This is a genomic window from Longimicrobiaceae bacterium (assembly GCA_036375715.1).
GTDB lineage: Bacteria > Gemmatimonadota > Gemmatimonadetes > Longimicrobiales > Longimicrobiaceae > DASVBS01.
Genome location: DASVBS010000079.1, coordinates 132409 through 149291, shown reverse-complemented (window position 1 = coordinate 149291; position 16883 = coordinate 132409). Strand labels below are relative to the sequence as shown.

Here is a 16883-nt window from a genome sequence, read left to right as displayed (position 1 = left end):
TTCGTCCACCACTCGGCAATTCAGGGAACGGGCTTCAAGTCGCTCTCGAAGGGGCAGAGGGTGGAATTCGACCTGGTCCAGGATCCCAAGGGGCCCCGCGCGGAGAATGTCGCGCCCGTGAACGAGTGAAAGCGGCTCGCGCGCGGTAGCGCGCGCATCGAGCCGTGGCATGTGCCGACGGCCCTCGTGGTCGTCGGCACATGTGCTTGTAGCCGGATCAGCGCCTGGGTGACGCGGGTCGCAGGATACTTGCAGCGTTGGCAACCGGCAAGGAGGCTGGCGGGAGTAGCGCGTGCGTGCGAAGCAACAGGCGCACGTGAAAAGGCCCGAGCGATGGTGGCATGATCGCTCGGGCCTCGTCCACTCCCCCGGGTTGACGTCGCGCCGCGGCGCGATCCCGAGCGGGTCAGATGTCGCGGTCCCGCTTGCCGAGCTTGCGCTGAATCCGACCCACCGTGTCCTGCACCTTCCCCGTGGCGCGGTCGATCTTGCCCTCGGCCTGCAGGCTCTCGTCACCGACGAGACCGCCGGCGGCGTCCTTGAGCCGGCCCTTCAGGTCCTTCGCCTTCCCTTCGACCGAGTTCTCGGTTCCCTCTTCCATCAGATCGTCCCGGATCGGTTGGTCTCGGTCGAGGTCGCGGTTCTTCATGTCGTCCTCCCGGTCCTGCGGTTTCGGCTCCGTACTGCAGCGAAACGGCCCAGGGCGCAAGAGGCGTTCCTTCCCGTTGTAATGCCTGCACTTAAGGATCGCTGACGCTCGCCTGGAACCGCCGGCCGGTCCCGAAGGGTGAGCGCGCTGCCAGGCCCTAAGAGCCGGCGGTGCTACGCTGCATTCGCGCGCGCCAGGCGGGGTAATCCACCTCGAGAAGTTCGCGAGCCCAGGAGCCAAGGTAGGCGTAGCCCATGCGCCGCTCGTGCTCGATGTCGGCGAGCCGATCCCGGACCACTCCGTCGCGGCCGACGAACATCGGACGGTTGGTGCCAATCTCGTAGAAGCGAGCCCAGAGCGGAGGCGCGTCGGGGTCGGCAACGACCACCCGGTCCCGGCCGCCGGGCAGCGAAGGCGCGGGTACAGTGCGGACCTCGATGCCGTCGATGCGGGTGCGCCGAAACCAGCGGACAGCACTCTCGATCGCCCGCACCACCTCCGGGCCCGGAGCGGGAATCTCCATCAGGTACTCGACGATCCCGACGCTCTCCATGCCGCTCAGCGACACCAGCTCGTAGCTCCGAGCCGGCATCGGCTCCAGCGTTTTCGGGTGGTACTGGGCACACCAGGCGGTCGGCTCGCCGTCTACCACGATCTGCGTGTCGAGGATGACGCGGAGACCCCGCTCGATCGCCGCGCGCGCCCGCGCCCGCCGCTCGTCATCCACGAAGTCGAAGGGCGGCTCGCCCGCGGCCAGGTCGCGCAGCAGGCGCATCACCCCGATCATCGCGTTGTCGTTGAAGGTGATGTGCGAGTAGTAGCCCTCTTGCAGCGGGTAGATCATCGGCCAGCCGCCGCGTTCGTATTCCGCCTCCAGAAGGTAGTCGATCCCTCGCAGGAAGGCCTCGCGGACGCGGGAGTGCGGCTGTGCTGCGTGGACGCGCGCCAGAAAGCGGAGCTGGGTGTAGGTCGCCCCGTTGTCGATGAGGGTCTCCACGGTTCGGCTCTCGCGGGCCACCTGCTCCCGCTCGGCGGGCGGAAGCGGCCTGGCCATGTCCACGTTCTTCCCCCAGCCTCCGTTGGGGTGCTGGTAGAGCAGCACGTTGTCCGCGATGCGCAGCGCCTCCGTACCACCGTACCAGGCCGAGTCCTGTTCGAGGACATCGTTCCAGCGGACGATCTGGGCGGCTGCAGTGCGCGCGCAGAGGGCGGCCGAGCCGAATGCCAGAGCGAACGCCATGACGCGGAGCCGAAGCAGAGCCAGGAGGCGGACTGGCTCGCTGCCGAGAGGGGGCAGCCGTATGCCGTCGGCGCGGAGGCCAAGCAGAGCTGGGAGCCGGGGCGGCAGGACGGAGCGCAGCATCGTGAACCGAGCGACGGTTGAGATCGATCAGGGCGGACCCACGGCCGGCGTGCGCCGACCTCTGGAGGGGGAACGCGATCGAGATGCGCCCCCGAGCGACGAAGCTGACCCGCAGCCTTCCGCCCCGGCGGCGACCGGCTAGCGACCCTCTATCAGGTCGCGGTAGAAGGCCAGTGTTTCGGCCGCGATGGCGGACCAGCTGAACTTCTCCAGAACGCGCTCGCGGGCCGCGGCACCCATGCGGGCGCGCCGCGCGGGGTCATCCATCAGCGTGTTCACCGCGGACGCCAAGGCTTCCGAAAACGCGTGCGGATCCCGGGGTTCGAAGGTGCCGCTGTCGTCCGCCTGCAGGGGCACCAGCAGCCCCGTCTCCCCGTCCACCACGATCTCGGGAATTCCCCCCACCGCCGAGGCCACCACAGGCGTCCCGCAGGCCATCGCCTCGAGGTTGATGATGCCGAACGGCTCGTACACCGAGGGGCAGACGAAGACGGCGGCGTGGCTGTAGAGCGCGATCACGTCCTCCTTCGGCAACATCTCGGGAAGCCACACGATCGGCACCGCGCTCGTCCGCCGCGCCTGCTCCACCAGTGACCGCATCTCCTCAGCGATCTCCGGCGTGTCCGGCGCGCCCGCGCAGAGGACCACCTGCGCGTCCCCGCGCAGCAGCGGCAGCGCCCGGACCAGGTGGAGGATTCCTTTCTGGCGGGTGATGCGCCCCACGAACAGGACGATCGGGATCGCGGGATCGACGCCGAGTCGTCTCAGCACCGCCTCGGACGGCCGCGGCCGGTACTCGTCCGGGTCGATGCCGTTGTGGATGACGCGGATTCGATCCGGCTCCACCCCGTAGAGCTCCTGGACGTCATCCTTCATCGCCTCGGAGACCGCGATCACGCCGTCCGCGTTCTGGTAGGCCGTCTTCTCGATCCAGGTGGTGGCGTAGTACGCGCTGCCGAGCTGCTCGACCTTCCAGGGGCGGTGCGGCTCCAGAGAGTGGGTAGTCAGGACGAGCTTCGCGCCGGTGAGCGGCCGGGCGAGACAGCCGGCCAGGTGCGAATACCAGGTGTGGCAGTGCACGATGTCCGGCGACTCGACCGCGCCCACCATCGCCAGGTCCCGCATCAGCGCATCGAGTAGTCGGGCGTGGCGGGGGTCCTGCGCCGTCAGCTCGGCGGGTGCGCGGATGCCACGTACCCGCAGATTGCCCTTTTGCTCGTCCTGCTCGCCGAAGGAGAACACGTCGATCTGGTGCGCCCCATCCTCCAGGCGCGCCAGCTCGCGCGAGAGGTATTCGACATGCACGCCGGCCCCGCCATAGACGTTGGGCGGGTACTCGTTGGTGAAGAACGAGATGCGCATCGTGGTCGCCGGCGCTCAGATGACGGTCCCGTCCGGGATCTCCGCGTTCTTGAGGATCACCACGATCCCGTCGCGGATGTAGAAGCCGGGGCCCTCTCCCTCCTGGATTCGCTGCTGGTTGGTGATGACGCAGCCGCGGCCCACCGACGCGTTGCGGTCCACGATCGCCTCCTCGATCACCGATCCCTCGCCGATTCCCGGGCGAATGGGTCCCTGGACAGGGTTGCGCTCGGATGGATCCTGCCAGGGATAGTAGTCGGACCCCAGCGTGACCGTGCGGCGGATGCGGGTGCCTCCGGCGATGTAGGTGCGCAGCCCGATCACCGAGTCGGAGATGTCGCTGTCGACGATCACCGCCCCCTCGCCGATGATCGCGTGCTCGATGCGGGAGTTGCTGATCTTCACCGGCGGGAGCATGCGCTCGTTGGTGTAGAGCGGCATGTTGGCGTCGTACAGGTTGAACTCCGGCTGGGGCTGCGCCAGCATGATGTTCGTCTCGAAGAACGAGCGCACCGTTCCGATGTCGTTCCAGTACTCGGTGAACGGGTAGGCGTAGACCCTCCTGGAATGGATCGCCCCGGGGATGATCTGCTTACCGAAATCGTGATCCTCCGGATTGGCGTCCAGCTCCTCCTGCAGCGCTTCCGTGTTGAAGACATAGATGCCCATCGAGGCCAGGTAGATCCGTCCAGCCTCCCGCAGCTCTTCGCTGACCGGGCTCTCCTTGCCCGCCAGGTCATCGATCCTGGGCTTTTCGTAGAACTCGGTGATGCGGTGCGTGTCGTCCGTCTTCAAGATCCCGAAGCCGGGGGCCTCTTCGGCGCGAACCGGAGTCACCGCGATCGTGATCTCCGCTTCCGTCTGCTTGTGATGCTCCAGAATGTTGCGATAGTCCATCCGATAGAGCTGGTCGCCGGAGAGAATGATGACGTAGCGATGCGGGAAGTTGGTGATATGGGGGATGGAGCGCCGGACGGCGTCGGCAGTGCCCTGGTACCAGAGCTCGGACGACGCCGTCTGCTCGGCGGCGAGCAGGGTGACGAAGCCACCGCGTACCCGGTCGAAGACGTAGGAGCGCGCGATGTGATTGTTCAGGCTCGCGGAGTTGTACTGCGTAAGAACGAATATGCGGTACAGCTCCGAGTTGATGCAGTTGGAGATGGGCACGTCTACCAACCGGTATTTGCCGGCCAGAGGGACGGCCGGTTTGGCACGATCAACGGTGAGCGGGAAGAGCCGGGTGCCGGCTCCGCCGCCGAGGATGACCGCCAGCGTGTCGTTCATGTCCGGGGAGAAGGTGGGAGTTGGGCGGAACGCGCACTCGGTCAACAGGCCACGGCAGAGTTCAGGCCAGAGGACGTTTGCCGCTTAGCCCGGCGACCGTGATGCCGGAAGGCAACTTGCCCGCCGAAGCCAACGGCGGGCAAGGGCGCAGGAAGGTACGGGCGGTCCGCTCAGCGAACGAGCGAGCTCGCGCCTCAGCGAAGGTAGAGGGCGTTGAACAGGAGCTTGAAGGTCTCGTGGGTCTGAGCACGATGCTGGGGCCGGAAGCCGAAGAGCACCACACGCCCCTCTCCCAACCTGGCTTCGACCAGCGCTGCTTTCCCAGCCACCTGCTCCTCTCCCTGGGCATAGCCGCTCAACAGCAGGTCCTCTGGCGGATAGCGCCCCACGACCCGCACGCCGGATGTTCCTTCGTCCACCTCGAAAACCGGGCTCCGGCTGTAGAACACGGCGCTCTCGTCCGGCATGCCTGCGGCCAGGGGGTGAGAGGTGTCCCACTGTACCCGCAGCAGGGAGCCTGGCGCATACCATTGCTCCGCCTCATTACCCGTCAGCTCCTGGGTGACGTCCCGCACCGGCAAACGAAGCTCCTGGATGGCGAACTCGCAGGAGGAGTCGAGCAGCACCAGCGTGCCACCGCTGCGCACGAATTCCGCGAGTGACAATGCCCCCTCCTCGCCGATCCCACCCGCGTAGGCGGCGGGGCTGCGTGCGGGATCCAGCCCCCGCATGAGGTCGCGATAGGAGATATCCGGCACCACGATCACGTCGAACCGGTCTCGCAGCCCGCCGCCACGCACCTCCCGGTCCCGCAATGAATCGAAGGGCACGCCCCAGCGCTCAAACACCCATCGCGTCCAGCCCTCATCGGCGGAGGCGACCCACGGGCGGTAGAGACCGACCCTGAGCCGACGCAGCTCACGCCCGTCGGGCAGCTCCGGAAGCGCGGCCGCCTCGATCCCCCATTCGTGGACCCATCGCTCCGCGCGCCGTGAGAGGTCGGGAAGCCCGGTGACGACCGGTGTCCCCGCCGGCCACTCCTCATCCCCCGCATCTATGGGCGCGGAGGAAAACACCACTCTCCCACCGGAAGCTGAGCCGAGCACCTCGTGTACCGCGCGATGGGTGGCGTTCAGGCGTGGATCCAGAGCAAGGTATCTTCCTTCACCGCGCAGCCTTGCCGGTGGGGTCTCGATGCTGTCCACCCGGCTCAGGCCGGCGGTGGGAAAAGGTTCCGTGACCTCGACCACCTCCACGCCCATCTGCATCGGGAGCGTCCAGCCCGAGAGGTCGTATGGGGGCTGCGGGGGGCCTGTGGGATAGAGTCGCAGATCGGGGTAGGACTGGGCCTCGAGCAGGTCCTTCGCGTGAGCGCGATAGGGCTGCGCCATCAACACCACGTGCGAGCCCGCCGGAAAGACCCTCCCTCCTGCCCGCAGCTCGCCCTGGGTGCGGTGCACTTCCACGCCGCCGCGCCTGAGCACCCGCAGCATCTCCGCTGCCGAGCCGGGGTCGCGCTGCCCCGCAGGGATGATGAAGGCGAACGGATCTCCCGCCGTTCCCAGCTCCACCTGGCGCATGGCCAGGCGAGCGAAGTCGCGCACGAAGCGCTCGCGTTCGCGCGCCAGCAGCCGCACCAGCGAGGTCGCCGCCACCAGCTCGTACTCGACGATGTCGCGTGGCGTCCACTCGCCTCCCGGCCAGGGTTCGGGGTAGAGGGACCCGCGCTGGGGCTGGGAGAGCTCGGAGGGATTTTGACGAATCGGATCGCCGTACTGCGCGCTGGCCGCCTCGGTCAGGATCCCCACCATGTTGTGGCGGGCGGGCACGGTGCGCGCTCCTCCGTGCCACCAGAGGTCGTAGCGTTCGCCATGGCTGACTCCGGTTTTGCCCGCTTCGGAGAGGTCGAGCGCCATCTGCACACCAACCAGGTTCGTCAACCGAACGAGCAGCGGGTCGATGTTCGGATTGAGCGGGTCGTCGAAGGGGGGAACGAAGAAGCGGGATCCATCGCTGCCCATCTGGTGGACGTCGTAGACGACCTCCGGAAACCACTCCCGGTAGAGCACGCGGGTCACCGCCTCCGTCTCCGGCTGCGTGACCATGAAGAAATCGCGGTTGTTGTCGTGGCCGGTGTAGTGGTGGTACAGCCACGGCATCGGCGATCGTGCGTACTCTGTTCCGCGGGTGCGGAGCCACCAGTCGCGCGTGATGTCGAGCCCGTCCGGGTTCATCCCCGGCACCAGCAGCACGACCACATCGTCCAGGGCGCGGACCAGGGTGCTGTCCGTCACCAACGAATGGGCGAGCTCCATGGCCATCTGGGTGCCCATGATCTCGTTGCCGTGCAGCGAGGCGCCGATGAACACGACGGCGGGCTGGGTGTTGGCCAGACGGTCGAGCTCGGCTAGCGGCAGCGTGCGCGGATCGGCCAGGCGGGCCTGTGCGGCTCGGATCTCCTCGAGGCGCCGGTGGTTCTCGACCGAGGTGATCACCGCCATGATCATCGGCCGACCACGCACGCTTTCCCCGATCGGACGCAGCTCCAGGCGCGGAGACGCCGCGTCCAGCCGCTCGAAGTAGGCGACGATCTCGGCCCATTCGGCGAGCCAACCGCTCTCCCCCACCCTGTGCCCGAGCACGGACGCGGGGGACGGGGGAGACTCCAGCTCCTGCGCAAACGCGTTGGCAGCGGGGGTTACGAGGAGGCAGGCAAGCGCCAGAGAACGGAGAAGACGGATCGGCATGCTTCGGGCTGAGGAGAGAATTCTGAACGACCGCAAAGCTCTCCGGCGCGACGGCCGAGCGCAAGCGACCGACTGGCGACGCGGCGGATAATCGGAGTGTCGGGGCGCTTGCCCGCCGGCTGCGCCGGGCTTAGCTTCCCTCTCACAAGAAAGCGAACGGGGCCTTTCGGAAGCCGGTGAAAGTCCGGCGCGGCCCCGCCACTGTAAGAGGCCCGGCGCAAGCCGGCACGGCCCGCTCAGGTGGAGAGCCCTTCTCCACCACAAGCCACTGGTTCGGGAGAAACCCGGATTGGGAAGGCGAGCGAAGCTGCCTCGAGCCAGGAGACCGGCCCCGTTCGCTCCCGCGTGAACCCCCTCGAGGGAGGGGAGCGGGTGATACGGCACCGGGACCGCCTGTGCGCGCCCGTGCCTCCTCACCGCTCCCCCGTTCACCCGAGGCTTTCCGGGAAGGACGGGGAATTTGTTTGCTGGTTCGTCCAGGATGACTCGCCGCCGTCTCACGACGGCGTTGGGACTGCTGCTCGCGGTCGCCGGCTGCGCAGACTCCGCCGCACCCGCAGCGGAGCGCAGTTGGCAGGTAGTGGTGGTGGACGACGTGGGACGGGAGGTGCGCCTGCCCACGCCTGCCGAGCGGGTGATCTCCCTCCTGCCCGCCGGCACCGAGACCCTCTTCGCACTCGGCGCGGGTGAGACGGTCGTCGGGCGCACCCGCTACGACCTCGAGCCCCACCTCGCGCACCTTCCCTCCGTCGGCGGGGGCCTGGACCCGAGCCTGGAGGCCATCCTCGCCCTCAAACCTGACCTCGTGGTGGCCTTCGAGACCGCGGGGGGCTCGGGCATTCGCCCGCAGATCGAGCGGCTCGGCATCCCCGTCTTCGCAATCCGTACGCAGGACACCACCGATATCTACCGTACCATAGAGCGGCTCGGGACCCTCGTCGGGCGCGATTCGGCGGCCGCTGCCCTGGCTTCGTCGATCAGGAGCCGGCTGGATAGCATCGCTGCTTCCGTTCCCCGCGGAAGACGCCCCACCGCTCTCTTCGTCGCCTCGATCGATCCGCCCATCGTGGCCGGCCCGGGAACGTACCTGGCCGAGCTGATCGGCGTGGCGGGCGGACAGCTGCCCGACCTCGGCGTGGGAAACCGGGTCGAGTGGCCGCCGCTCTCGGTGGAGGTCCTCCTCCGTTCCGATCCCGACGTGGTGCTGCTCCCGGTGGGGTCCGATTCCGTAGGGCCGCTCGAGCGGCTGCGACGCGAACCCGGGTGGCGCGAGCTCGCGGCGGTACGAGAAGGACGGGTGGCGCCGGTCCCTGCGGACCTGGTGAGCCGCCCCGGCCCCGGCATCGCGGAGATCGCGGCGGTTCTGCGACGCGAGCTCCAGCGCCTGATGGAACCACAATGAAGCCGGCGGCGAGGCTGCTGTTGCTGCTGGCTGCGCTCTGCGCCGCCTTCCTGCTGGCGGTGCGGCTGGGGGCGGTGACGCTGGAGCCGGGTGAGATCGCACGGGCGCTCACCGGTCGTGGAGACGCGACCGCGGCTGCCATCGTCCGCGAAATCCGCCTTCCCCGGGCAGTGCTGGCGGCGCTCGTGGGGGCGGCCCTGGCCGCCAGCGGCGCGACCTTTCAGGCACTGCTCCGAAACCCCCTGGCCGAACCGTACATCCTGGGGGTTTCGGGAGGCGCGGCGCTGGGCGCGGTGCTCGCCATCGTTCTGGGTGTGGCGGCCACCGCCTGGGGGCTGCCGCTCGCGGCCTTCGCCGGGGCGGCCGCGGCGATCCTGCTGGTGCTCCGCATCGCGGTGTCGGTCGGCAGAACCCTCGACACGCGCATCCTCCTCCTGGCCGGAGTGGTCGCCGCGGCTTTCTTCAACGCCTGCATCCTGCTGGCGCTGACCTTCGCGGATGCGGAGAGCTTCCGCTCCGCGGTCTTCTGGATGATGGGGAGCCTGTCCGGCGCGACCTGGGGGGCATCCGCCATCCTGGCTCTCTACCTCCTACCTGGGTTGGCCGTGCTGATCGCCCTCGCCCGACCGCTGGACCTGCTGTCCATCGGCGAGGAGACCGCCGCGCACCTCGGGGTTCGCGTCGAGCAGAGCAAGTACCTGGCGTATGGCGTAGCCTCGCTGCTGACGGCCGCCTCAGTGGCCGTGGGAGGCGTGATCGGCTTCGCCGGACTGATCGTGCCGCACGTCGTGCGCATGCTCTGGGGGAGCGGCCATCGTTTCCTGATCCCCGCCTCGGCCCTGCTCGGAGCCACTTTCCTCGTCCTCACCGACACGTTGGCCCGCACGGTTGCCGCCCCGGTCGAGCTTCCCATCGGGGTGATCACCGCCTTCCTGGGAGTGCCGTTCTTCCTCTGGGTGCTGAAGCGCTCGGATGCGCGGCGGGATGTGGGCGCGAGCTCGTCGCATGCTCCACGCTCCGCGCCCCCCACCTCCTCGTCCAACGCTCCTCTGCGGCCGCCGTCCAGCGACGAGGGCAGCCGTCCCGCCGCGGGATCCACCGCGCCGGTCGCCTGCGAGGTGTCGGGTCTCACCTTTGGCTATCCCGACGCGCCGGCCCCTGCAGTGCACGACGTGGCGCTGCACGTCGAGCTCGGCCGCGTTACCTGCCTGCTGGGACCGAACGGATCGGGCAAATCGACCTTACTGCGCCTGCTGCTGGGCACCCTGCGCGCCGATAGGGGTCGGGTGGAGATCCTGGGCCGCGACCTCACCCAGTGGCCGCGGCGGGAACTGGCGCGGAAAGTCGGGGTGGTCCAGCAGCACGAGGAGATCGCCTTCCCCATCACCGCGCGGGACCTGGTCGCGCTCGGCCGCTTTCCACGCCTGGGGCACTGGCGTGCGGAGGGAGACGCGGATCGCCGCGCCATTGCCCGGGCGATGGAGCTCTGTGACGTGAGCACGTTCGCTCCGCGTGCGGTCCAGACGCTCTCGGGAGGAGAGCGTCAGCGCGTGCGTATCGCCCGCGCACTGGCGCAGGAGCCCGAGATCCTCGTTCTCGACGAGCCGACGGTCGCACTCGACATCCGGCACGAGATGGAGATCTTCGAGCTCCTTCGCCGCCTTGCCGGGAACGGGGTCGCCGTCCTGATCGTCACCCACAACCTCAACCTCGCCGCGCGCTACGCAGATCGGCTGGCCCTGCTGCACCAGGGGTCGCTGGTCGCGGCCGGACCGCCGACCACCGTTCTCACCCGCGAGCTGGTCGAGATGGTCTACCAGTGGCCGGTGCGGGTCGATCCCCATCCCGGCCCGGGCCCCGATTGCGGCGCGCCGCAGGTGGCGCCCCTCTCCCGGCACTGACTCACTACCTGACTCAACACCCGAATCGACAATGAACACCCGTCCGGGTCTCAGCTCTCTGCTTGCATCCGCCGTGTTGCTGCTGGCGGGACCCGTTGCCGCCCAGCAGCGACCCTCGTCCGATTCTCTCCCGGCGTATCTCCTGGAGGCCATCACGGTCGAAGCACGCCGCTCACCAGCGGAGCGCGGCTCTCTCGCGCAACAGGTGGAGGTAGTCACTCGCACCGACCTAGAACGCACGCCGGCGCGAGATCTGGCCGGGGTACTCAAGCGCACCACTCCGATCGACATCATCGAATTCCCGGGGCTGCTGTCCGGCGTATCGGTGCGGGGCTTTCGCCCACAGTATTCCGGGCTCAACCCGCGCACCCTCATCCTCATTGACGGTCGCCCGGCGGGAACCACCAACCTCGCGACACTCGACCTGGCCGACGTGGAGCGGGTTGAGGTCCTCAAGGGCCCGGCCTCCGCCCTCTACGGCTCCAGCGCCATGGGTGGGGTGGTGAACGTGGTCACCCGCCGATCGGAAGGACCGCTGCAAGGACACCTCGAAGGGGGCTACGGAACCTTCGGCAGCTATCGCGGCGCGGTGACCGCGGGCGGCAGCCTCGGCGAGCGCCTCGACTTCGACTTCTCCGCGACAACCGAGGGCCGGCGGGGGGGTTACCGCACGGGTGACGCTCGCCTTTTCGGCGGAGATCGGGTGACCAAGCAGTTAGCTGACGGAACCACCACGGTCCTCAGCGAGATGGTGCGTGACACCGCGCTCGACTACGCCGACTATATTTCGTACAGCGGAAGCCTCCGGGCTGGATTCGACCTGTCCACAGCCTGGCGACTGGAGGGGCGCGCCGACCTGTTCCGGGGAGAGGACATCGAGAATCCGGGTGACCTCAACGTGACCGCCTACAGCACCCGCTCCCTGAACGACCTGCGCAGGACGGACGGATCGCTCGCTCTCTCGGGTGAGCTGCCGGGTCACTCGCTGCTCCTGCGCGGCTTCGCGTCGCGCGAGGTCACGAGCTACTATAACGATCCGGACGACCCGACCTTCATCTCGTCGCGTTCGCCCAACCGTTGGATGGGCTTTCAGTTGCAGGACGTAACGGGGATCGGCAGGATCTCGCTGATCAGTGGGGTCGACTACTCCGCCGCCCGATCCACCTCCGAGGTGTTCAGCGCTCCCGGCACCCCGACGAGCCCGTACAATGCGGACGCGGAGGTCCGGTCCACCGCCGCGTTCGCCGAGGCACGCGCGCCGCTCGTGGGAGAGGATCGGTTGGTCGCCACCCTCGGAGGCCGCGTCGATCGCATCGCCTTCGAGATCGAAGACGCGACGCTGGCCGATGGCTCCCGCGTCCGGGGCAACACCGAGACCCATGCCGTCTTCAATCCCAGCGGGGGGCTGATTTTCCGGCCGGGAGGCGGCCTCCGCCTGCACGCAAGCGCCGGACGATCGTTCGTCACGCCCAGCGCGTTCAATGTCGCCGGGTATGCGGAGGCGTCCACCGGGGCGAAGTCGGTCACCGTCACCCGTGGGAATCCGGAGCTCGATCCGGAGAGCGCCTTCACCTGGGACGCCGGCGTCGGTATCCAGCGTGCAGACAGGGGACTGGAAGCGGATGTCACCTATTTCCGCACGCGGGTCCGAAACCGGGTCGCGGCGGTTCCCGTCGCATTCGATGATGTGAGGCTCACCCCGGACGGCGACACCATTCGGGCGATCACTACCTACGCCAACGCCGACCGCGGAGAGGTGAGCGGCCTGGAGGCGGCATTCAGCTACGATTTCGGCGCGCGGCGCGGCTTTGCATACTCGCTGCGGATCTTCGCCTCAGGAACCCGCATCTTTTCCGCGCGCGAGACCACCGACGGTCGCACCGGAGACGTCCTGAACGTCGCGGACCTCACCCTGGTGGGCGGTGTCGAGTTCGACGACCTCGAGCGCTTCTACGTACGCGTGAGCGGTCGCTATGTGGGAGAAAGGCTGGACACGGACTTCACGGATTTCGCCAATCCGGGCCAGGTTCGCTATCCCGAGTTCCTGGTAGTGGACGCCACGGCAGGCTGGAGGGTGGCGGGGCCGTACCGCCTCACCGCCGCGGTCTCCAACCTGACCGACGAGAACTATTACGAGGTGCGAGGCTACCCGCTGCCGGGTCGGGAGCTGAGGCTTGGTGTCCAGATGGATTGGTGACGGCACCGGTCTCCGGACTTTGCAGTGCTCGTCTTTCGGCGGCGGTAATCTGCGGGTGTGATCTGAGGATGGGTGGTCCTAACCAACATCCTCCGGCACGATAGGCTCTGCTCGGAGACGAACGAGTGAACCAGACCCAGCCCCGCAGCCAGGGGAGGCCGGTCATCGGGGTGACCGGCGCGAGCGGCTTTCTTGGCAGCGCGCTGGTTGAGCTGCTGAGCAGGGAAGGGTATCGGATCCTGCGCCTGGTACGACGGCCGCCTCGTGATGAGAGCGAGGTGCGTTGGGACCCTGAAACCGGCGAGCTCGAGGCAAAGGCGCTGGAAGGCGTCGCCGGGGTGGTGCATCTCGCGGGCGAGACGATCGACCAGCGCTGGACCGACCAGGCCAAGCGGCGGCTCTGGGACAGCCGCGTTCGGGGCACCCGGGTGCTCGCGCAGGGCCTGGCCACGCTGACAGCACCGCCGGAGGTGCTCGTCTCGGGGTCGGCGATCGGATATTATGGTGCCGATCGGGGCGATGAGATCCTCGAGGAGGAGAGTGCGCCCGGCACCGACTTCCTGGCCCAACTCGGCGTGGCATGGGAGGAGGCCGCCGCCCCCGCGCGAGAAGCGGGGATCCGAGTCGTCCACCCGCGCTTCGGGATCGTGCTGGCAAGCCACGGAGGCGCGCTCCGGCGGATGCTTCCCGCCTTCCGCTTGGGAGTGGGTGGGCGACTGGGGAGCGGGCGGCAGTGGATGAGCTGGGTTTCCCTCCCCGATGCCGTCCGCGCGATCCATTTCGCACTTGAGAATCGCTCGCTCCGCGGCCCCTGCAACGTCGTGGCGCCGGAACCTGTCAGCAACGCCGCGTTTACAGAGGAGTTGGGGCGTGCGCTGCGCCGCCCGACCTGGATGGTGGTACCGGAGCTAGCCCTCCGGGCCGTGTATGGCGAGATGGCCATCGGAACGATCCTCGCAAACCAGCGGGTTCGCCCGAAGCGGCTTCTCGAATCCGGTTTCCAGTTCCTGCACCCGACTCTCGATCGGGCGCTCCACGCAATCTTTCATTCCTCCAGCTGACGCAGTCCGCAGTTCCTTCCGCCTAGCCAGAGGATAGAGCGCTCGATGAAACGCCTCGCACTCGTCACCAGTCTCGCCTTGGTCGCGGCGTGCAGCGGCATCCGCTCCTATACGCGGAGCACCCCGATGCCCCTGGACCACGCCTACGCGTGCGCGGTGGACGTGATGAAGCGGCTCGGCTACACCGTCGAGCTGCAGGACTCGGTTGGCCTCCTGGTACAGGGCCGACGAGAGATCACTGGCCTGGTCGAGACTGCGCGGCGGAGCGCGGCCGCGGCCACCGACCTGATCACCGTAGGCCTGGCGGGAGGAAAGCGAACGCGTTACGACGAGCTCACCGTCTTCGTCTACACCCGCCCTTATCCTCAGGGGAACACCATCGAGGCGACCGCGGGAATGCTCTCGGTCGGCGAAGGAACGCTGGAGCGTGCCTCCCCTACCGACCTGGCGAAGCGCGAAGCGCGGGCATTGCTCACTGCCTGCGCTCCGCGCTGACCGGGGATCCCGCTCGCGGGAAATCTCTCGCTCACGGGAGGGGTTCGAACTCCTCCACGGTATAGCGGAGCTCGTCGTCGACCGCTCCTTCGACGTAATCGATGGTGATCGAACGCGGATATCCCCGTTCGGCATCGTACTCCACCTGGACGCTGGCGGCGTCCCGCTCGAGCGCCTCCTCGACGATTCCGAAGACTCCCTCGAGCGTCGGCCAGAGCCCAGCGTAGCGAGCCGCGGCGGGTTCGCCGGTCTGCTGGTAAGTCGCGGAGGCGACCGAATCCCCACGCACTTCAACCACGACGGGATCCACTACCTCGCGTGGGCAGAAGCAGGTACGTCTGCCCACGTATCGATAGTTCTGCAACTTCTGCGACTGCCACAGGCTCCGATGGCGAGCGAGTTCTTGCCGCGCTGCATCCTCGTTCTTCGTCGCCGAGAGCCCGCAACCCGTCGTCACGACCAATACGGCTACGGCACTGGCTATCAGCAAAACGTGCTTCCACATGTCACGGTCCTTATCCGATGAATTCGACCAGGGACCTTCCACAGCCCCGCAGTCAACGCGCCAAACACCGGCTAACTGACGGTTCGACGGATTGCGCGGCACCGGTCGCGTCAGCACAATGGGGGCGCGACCTAGCCACGAACCCCCTTCCCGGAGTCAGTCGATGAGCCAGACCCTCCGCGCGCCGGACCTCCCTCAAAGCGAGATTGCTGCCACCGATGAGGAGGGACGACGGTACCGCGAAGGCGTTTACCGACCACTGCCGGAAGCAGACCTGCCCGTCGCTCCGGACGCGCCGCCCTTCCCTGTACGCGGGAACGGCCCCCCTTACCGCGTCTGGAACGAAGTTCCGCGAGTACCGCGACTGGCGCACCTGGTCGGGCCCTCCATCATCGCTCTGGGAATGGGGCTGGGAGCAGGAGAGTTTCTGCTCTGGCCGAATCTCATCGCGGTCAACGGCTATCAGATCTGGTGGCTGTTCTGGGTGGGAGTGTTGACCCAGTTCGTGGTGATCCACGAGATCGAGCGCTGGACCATCGCCACCGGAGAGTCGGTTTTCGCCGGGATGGCGCGTCTGGATCGCTTTGCCTTCTGGCCCTGGTTCTTCCTGGCGGCCACGCTCATCTCGTTCTTCTGGCCGGGATGGGCCTCGCAATCTGCCGAGTTCACGGCCGGCATCGTCACCGAGATCACCGGGCGCGGAATCACGTGGCAGCCGCTGGCGCTGCTGATGCTGGCGATCACCTACATCGGGCTCGCCGGCTCTACGATCGTCTACAACGCCCTGGAACGCTTCGAGATCTACCTGGTGCTGGGCTTCTTCCCCCTCCTGCTCATAGCCCTGCTGGTCGCGGGCGTTCTTCCCTCCGACGTCGCCGACCTGCTGCTGGGCGCCGCCTCGATCGGGCAGGCGCCGGCGGCCTTGCTTACCGGGGCTCAGTTCCCCACGCTGCTGGTGGCAGTGGCTTACGCAGGATCCGGAGGGACACTCCTGCTGGTGCAATCGCTCTGGCTGCGTGACAAGGGCTTCGGCATGGCCACCTACCAGGGACGAATCGCGGGAATTCGTGGCCGGAACGAGGATGTCAGCCCTACCGGCTACGTGTTCGATCCTCGCGCGGAGCCGACTGCTCTGGCGCGCTTCCTCGCCTGGATGAAGGTCGCCCGATACGAGCTGTTCACCACCTTCGTGCTCCTGATCATTCTCAGCGTAGTGATCACCAGCATGCTGGTGACCTCCACCCTGGGAACCGGGAACGTGGATCTGGCGGGAGATCTTTCCGGGATGGTGAGGCTGCAGGGAGACGCGCTCGAGCAGATCGCCGGTGCCTGGCTGAAGATCGCTTTCCTGCTGGGCGGGGCGCTCGTCCTCTTCTCCACCCAGGTGGGGATCGTGGACACGGTCACGCGCATCGCGGGGACCATCTTCTACGAGCGTTACGGCCGAAAGACGAGCTTCTGGACGCTCAAACGGACCTTCCTGTTCTTCCTGACCGTTCTGGTTGCCGCCTCGATGGCGATCGTGCTCGCCTCCTGGTCGGGCGGCGCGGCGGTGGAGGCCCTCCAGCCCAACTTCCTGGTGCTGATCGCCGGGCCGTTCACCATCGCCAGCATGTACGCCTTCGCGCTGGTGATCGGCTATCTGAACGCTCGCTTTCTCCCTGCCGAGCTCGCCCCATCGCTCCCCAAGCGCATCGGGATGGCGTGGGCCGGAGTGCTCTGGGGTTGGTTCACCGTGGAGCAGATCAGCCGCGTGGTGCTCGCCAGAGTGGGAGCACCTCAACCGGTGATCGAGGAGATCATCTTCCACCCGGTTCGGATCGTCCTCTACGGCTTGTGGATCGTTTCGCTGGTCTGGTTCGTGTTCGCGGTCGTCATGCGGCGGGGACGAGAGGGTTGAGGGGGGTCCACCTCTTG

General features: G+C 67.7%; 13 protein-coding genes and 1 riboswitch. Of the genes, 7 read left to right on the top strand and 6 right to left on the bottom strand.

Going from position 1 to position 16883, the window contains the following annotated elements:
• A partial coding sequence (locus tag VF167_17085; GenBank protein HEX6927142.1) for a cold shock domain-containing protein occupies positions 1 to 129 on the top strand: 129 nt, incomplete at its 5' end.
• 277 nt (positions 130 to 406) lie between these two features.
• Here the strand turns inward: VF167_17085 and VF167_17080 are convergent.
• The 5 genes from VF167_17080 to VF167_17060 form a co-directional block, all read right to left on the bottom strand.
• Positions 407 to 649, bottom strand: coding sequence for a CsbD family protein (locus tag VF167_17080; protein HEX6927141.1), 243 nt, complete (start codon positions 647 to 649; stop codon positions 407 to 409).
• Positions 650 to 806: 157 nt separating this feature from the next.
• Positions 807 to 2012 (bottom strand): pectate lyase, encoded by a 1206-nt coding sequence (gene pelA, locus VF167_17075; GenBank protein ID HEX6927140.1) that lies wholly within the window; start codon positions 2010 to 2012, stop codon positions 807 to 809.
• A 138-nt stretch (positions 2013 to 2150) separates the two neighbouring features.
• Positions 2151 to 3374, bottom strand: coding sequence for a glycogen synthase (gene glgA, locus VF167_17070; protein ID HEX6927139.1), 1224 nt, complete (start codon positions 3372 to 3374; stop codon positions 2151 to 2153).
• Positions 3375 to 3389: 15 nt separating this feature from the next.
• Complete coding sequence (locus VF167_17065; GenBank protein HEX6927138.1) at positions 3390 to 4703, bottom strand: glucose-1-phosphate adenylyltransferase; 1314 nt, start codon at positions 4701 to 4703, stop codon at positions 3390 to 3392.
• Between the two features lie 149 nt (positions 4704 to 4852).
• A complete protein-coding gene (locus VF167_17060) occupies positions 4853 to 7405 on the bottom strand; it encodes a M14 metallopeptidase family protein (protein ID HEX6927137.1) in 2553 nt (850 codons plus the stop codon).
• Between the two features lie 168 nt (positions 7406 to 7573).
• Positions 7574 to 7731, top strand: a riboswitch (cobalamin riboswitch).
• A 155-nt stretch (positions 7732 to 7886) separates the two neighbouring features.
• Between VF167_17060 and VF167_17055 the strand changes: the two genes are divergently transcribed.
• The 5 genes from VF167_17055 (at position 7887) to VF167_17035 (ending at position 14461) form a co-directional block, all read left to right on the top strand.
• Positions 7887 to 8807 carry a helical backbone metal receptor gene (locus VF167_17055; protein HEX6927136.1) on the top strand — a complete coding sequence of 307 codons (921 nt, stop codon included), beginning with the start codon at positions 7887 to 7889 and terminating at the stop codon, positions 8805 to 8807.
• Entirely contained in the window at positions 8804 to 10708 is a 1905-nt protein-coding gene (locus VF167_17050) for an iron chelate uptake ABC transporter family permease subunit (protein HEX6927135.1), read from the top strand. Before VF167_17055 ends, VF167_17050 begins: the two co-directional genes overlap by 4 nt.
• Positions 10709 to 10739: 31 nt before the next feature.
• The gene (locus tag VF167_17045) at positions 10740 to 12905 is read left to right on the top strand and encodes a TonB-dependent receptor (protein ID HEX6927134.1); all 2166 of its coding nucleotides are present in this window, start codon (positions 10740 to 10742) and stop codon (positions 12903 to 12905) included.
• Between the two features lie 125 nt (positions 12906 to 13030).
• Positions 13031 to 13966 (top strand): TIGR01777 family oxidoreductase, encoded by a 936-nt coding sequence (locus tag VF167_17040; protein HEX6927133.1) that lies wholly within the window; start codon positions 13031 to 13033, stop codon positions 13964 to 13966.
• A 45-nt stretch (positions 13967 to 14011) separates the two neighbouring features.
• Complete coding sequence (locus VF167_17035) at positions 14012 to 14461, top strand: hypothetical protein (protein ID HEX6927132.1); 450 nt, start codon at positions 14012 to 14014, stop codon at positions 14459 to 14461.
• 31 nt (positions 14462 to 14492) lie between these two features.
• Here VF167_17035 and VF167_17030 read toward each other — a convergent pair whose 3' ends face one another.
• Positions 14493 to 14966, bottom strand: a complete 474-nt coding sequence (locus VF167_17030; protein ID HEX6927131.1) for a DUF6174 domain-containing protein — start codon at positions 14964 to 14966, stop codon at positions 14493 to 14495.
• 163 nt (positions 14967 to 15129) lie between these two features.
• Here VF167_17030 and VF167_17025 point away from each other — a divergent pair, with 163 nt between their 5' ends.
• Positions 15130 to 16866: an Nramp family divalent metal transporter gene (locus tag VF167_17025; GenBank protein ID HEX6927130.1), complete on the top strand. Its 1737-nt coding sequence runs from the start codon at positions 15130 to 15132 to the stop codon at positions 16864 to 16866.
• Positions 16867 to 16883 lie beyond the last annotated feature (17 nt).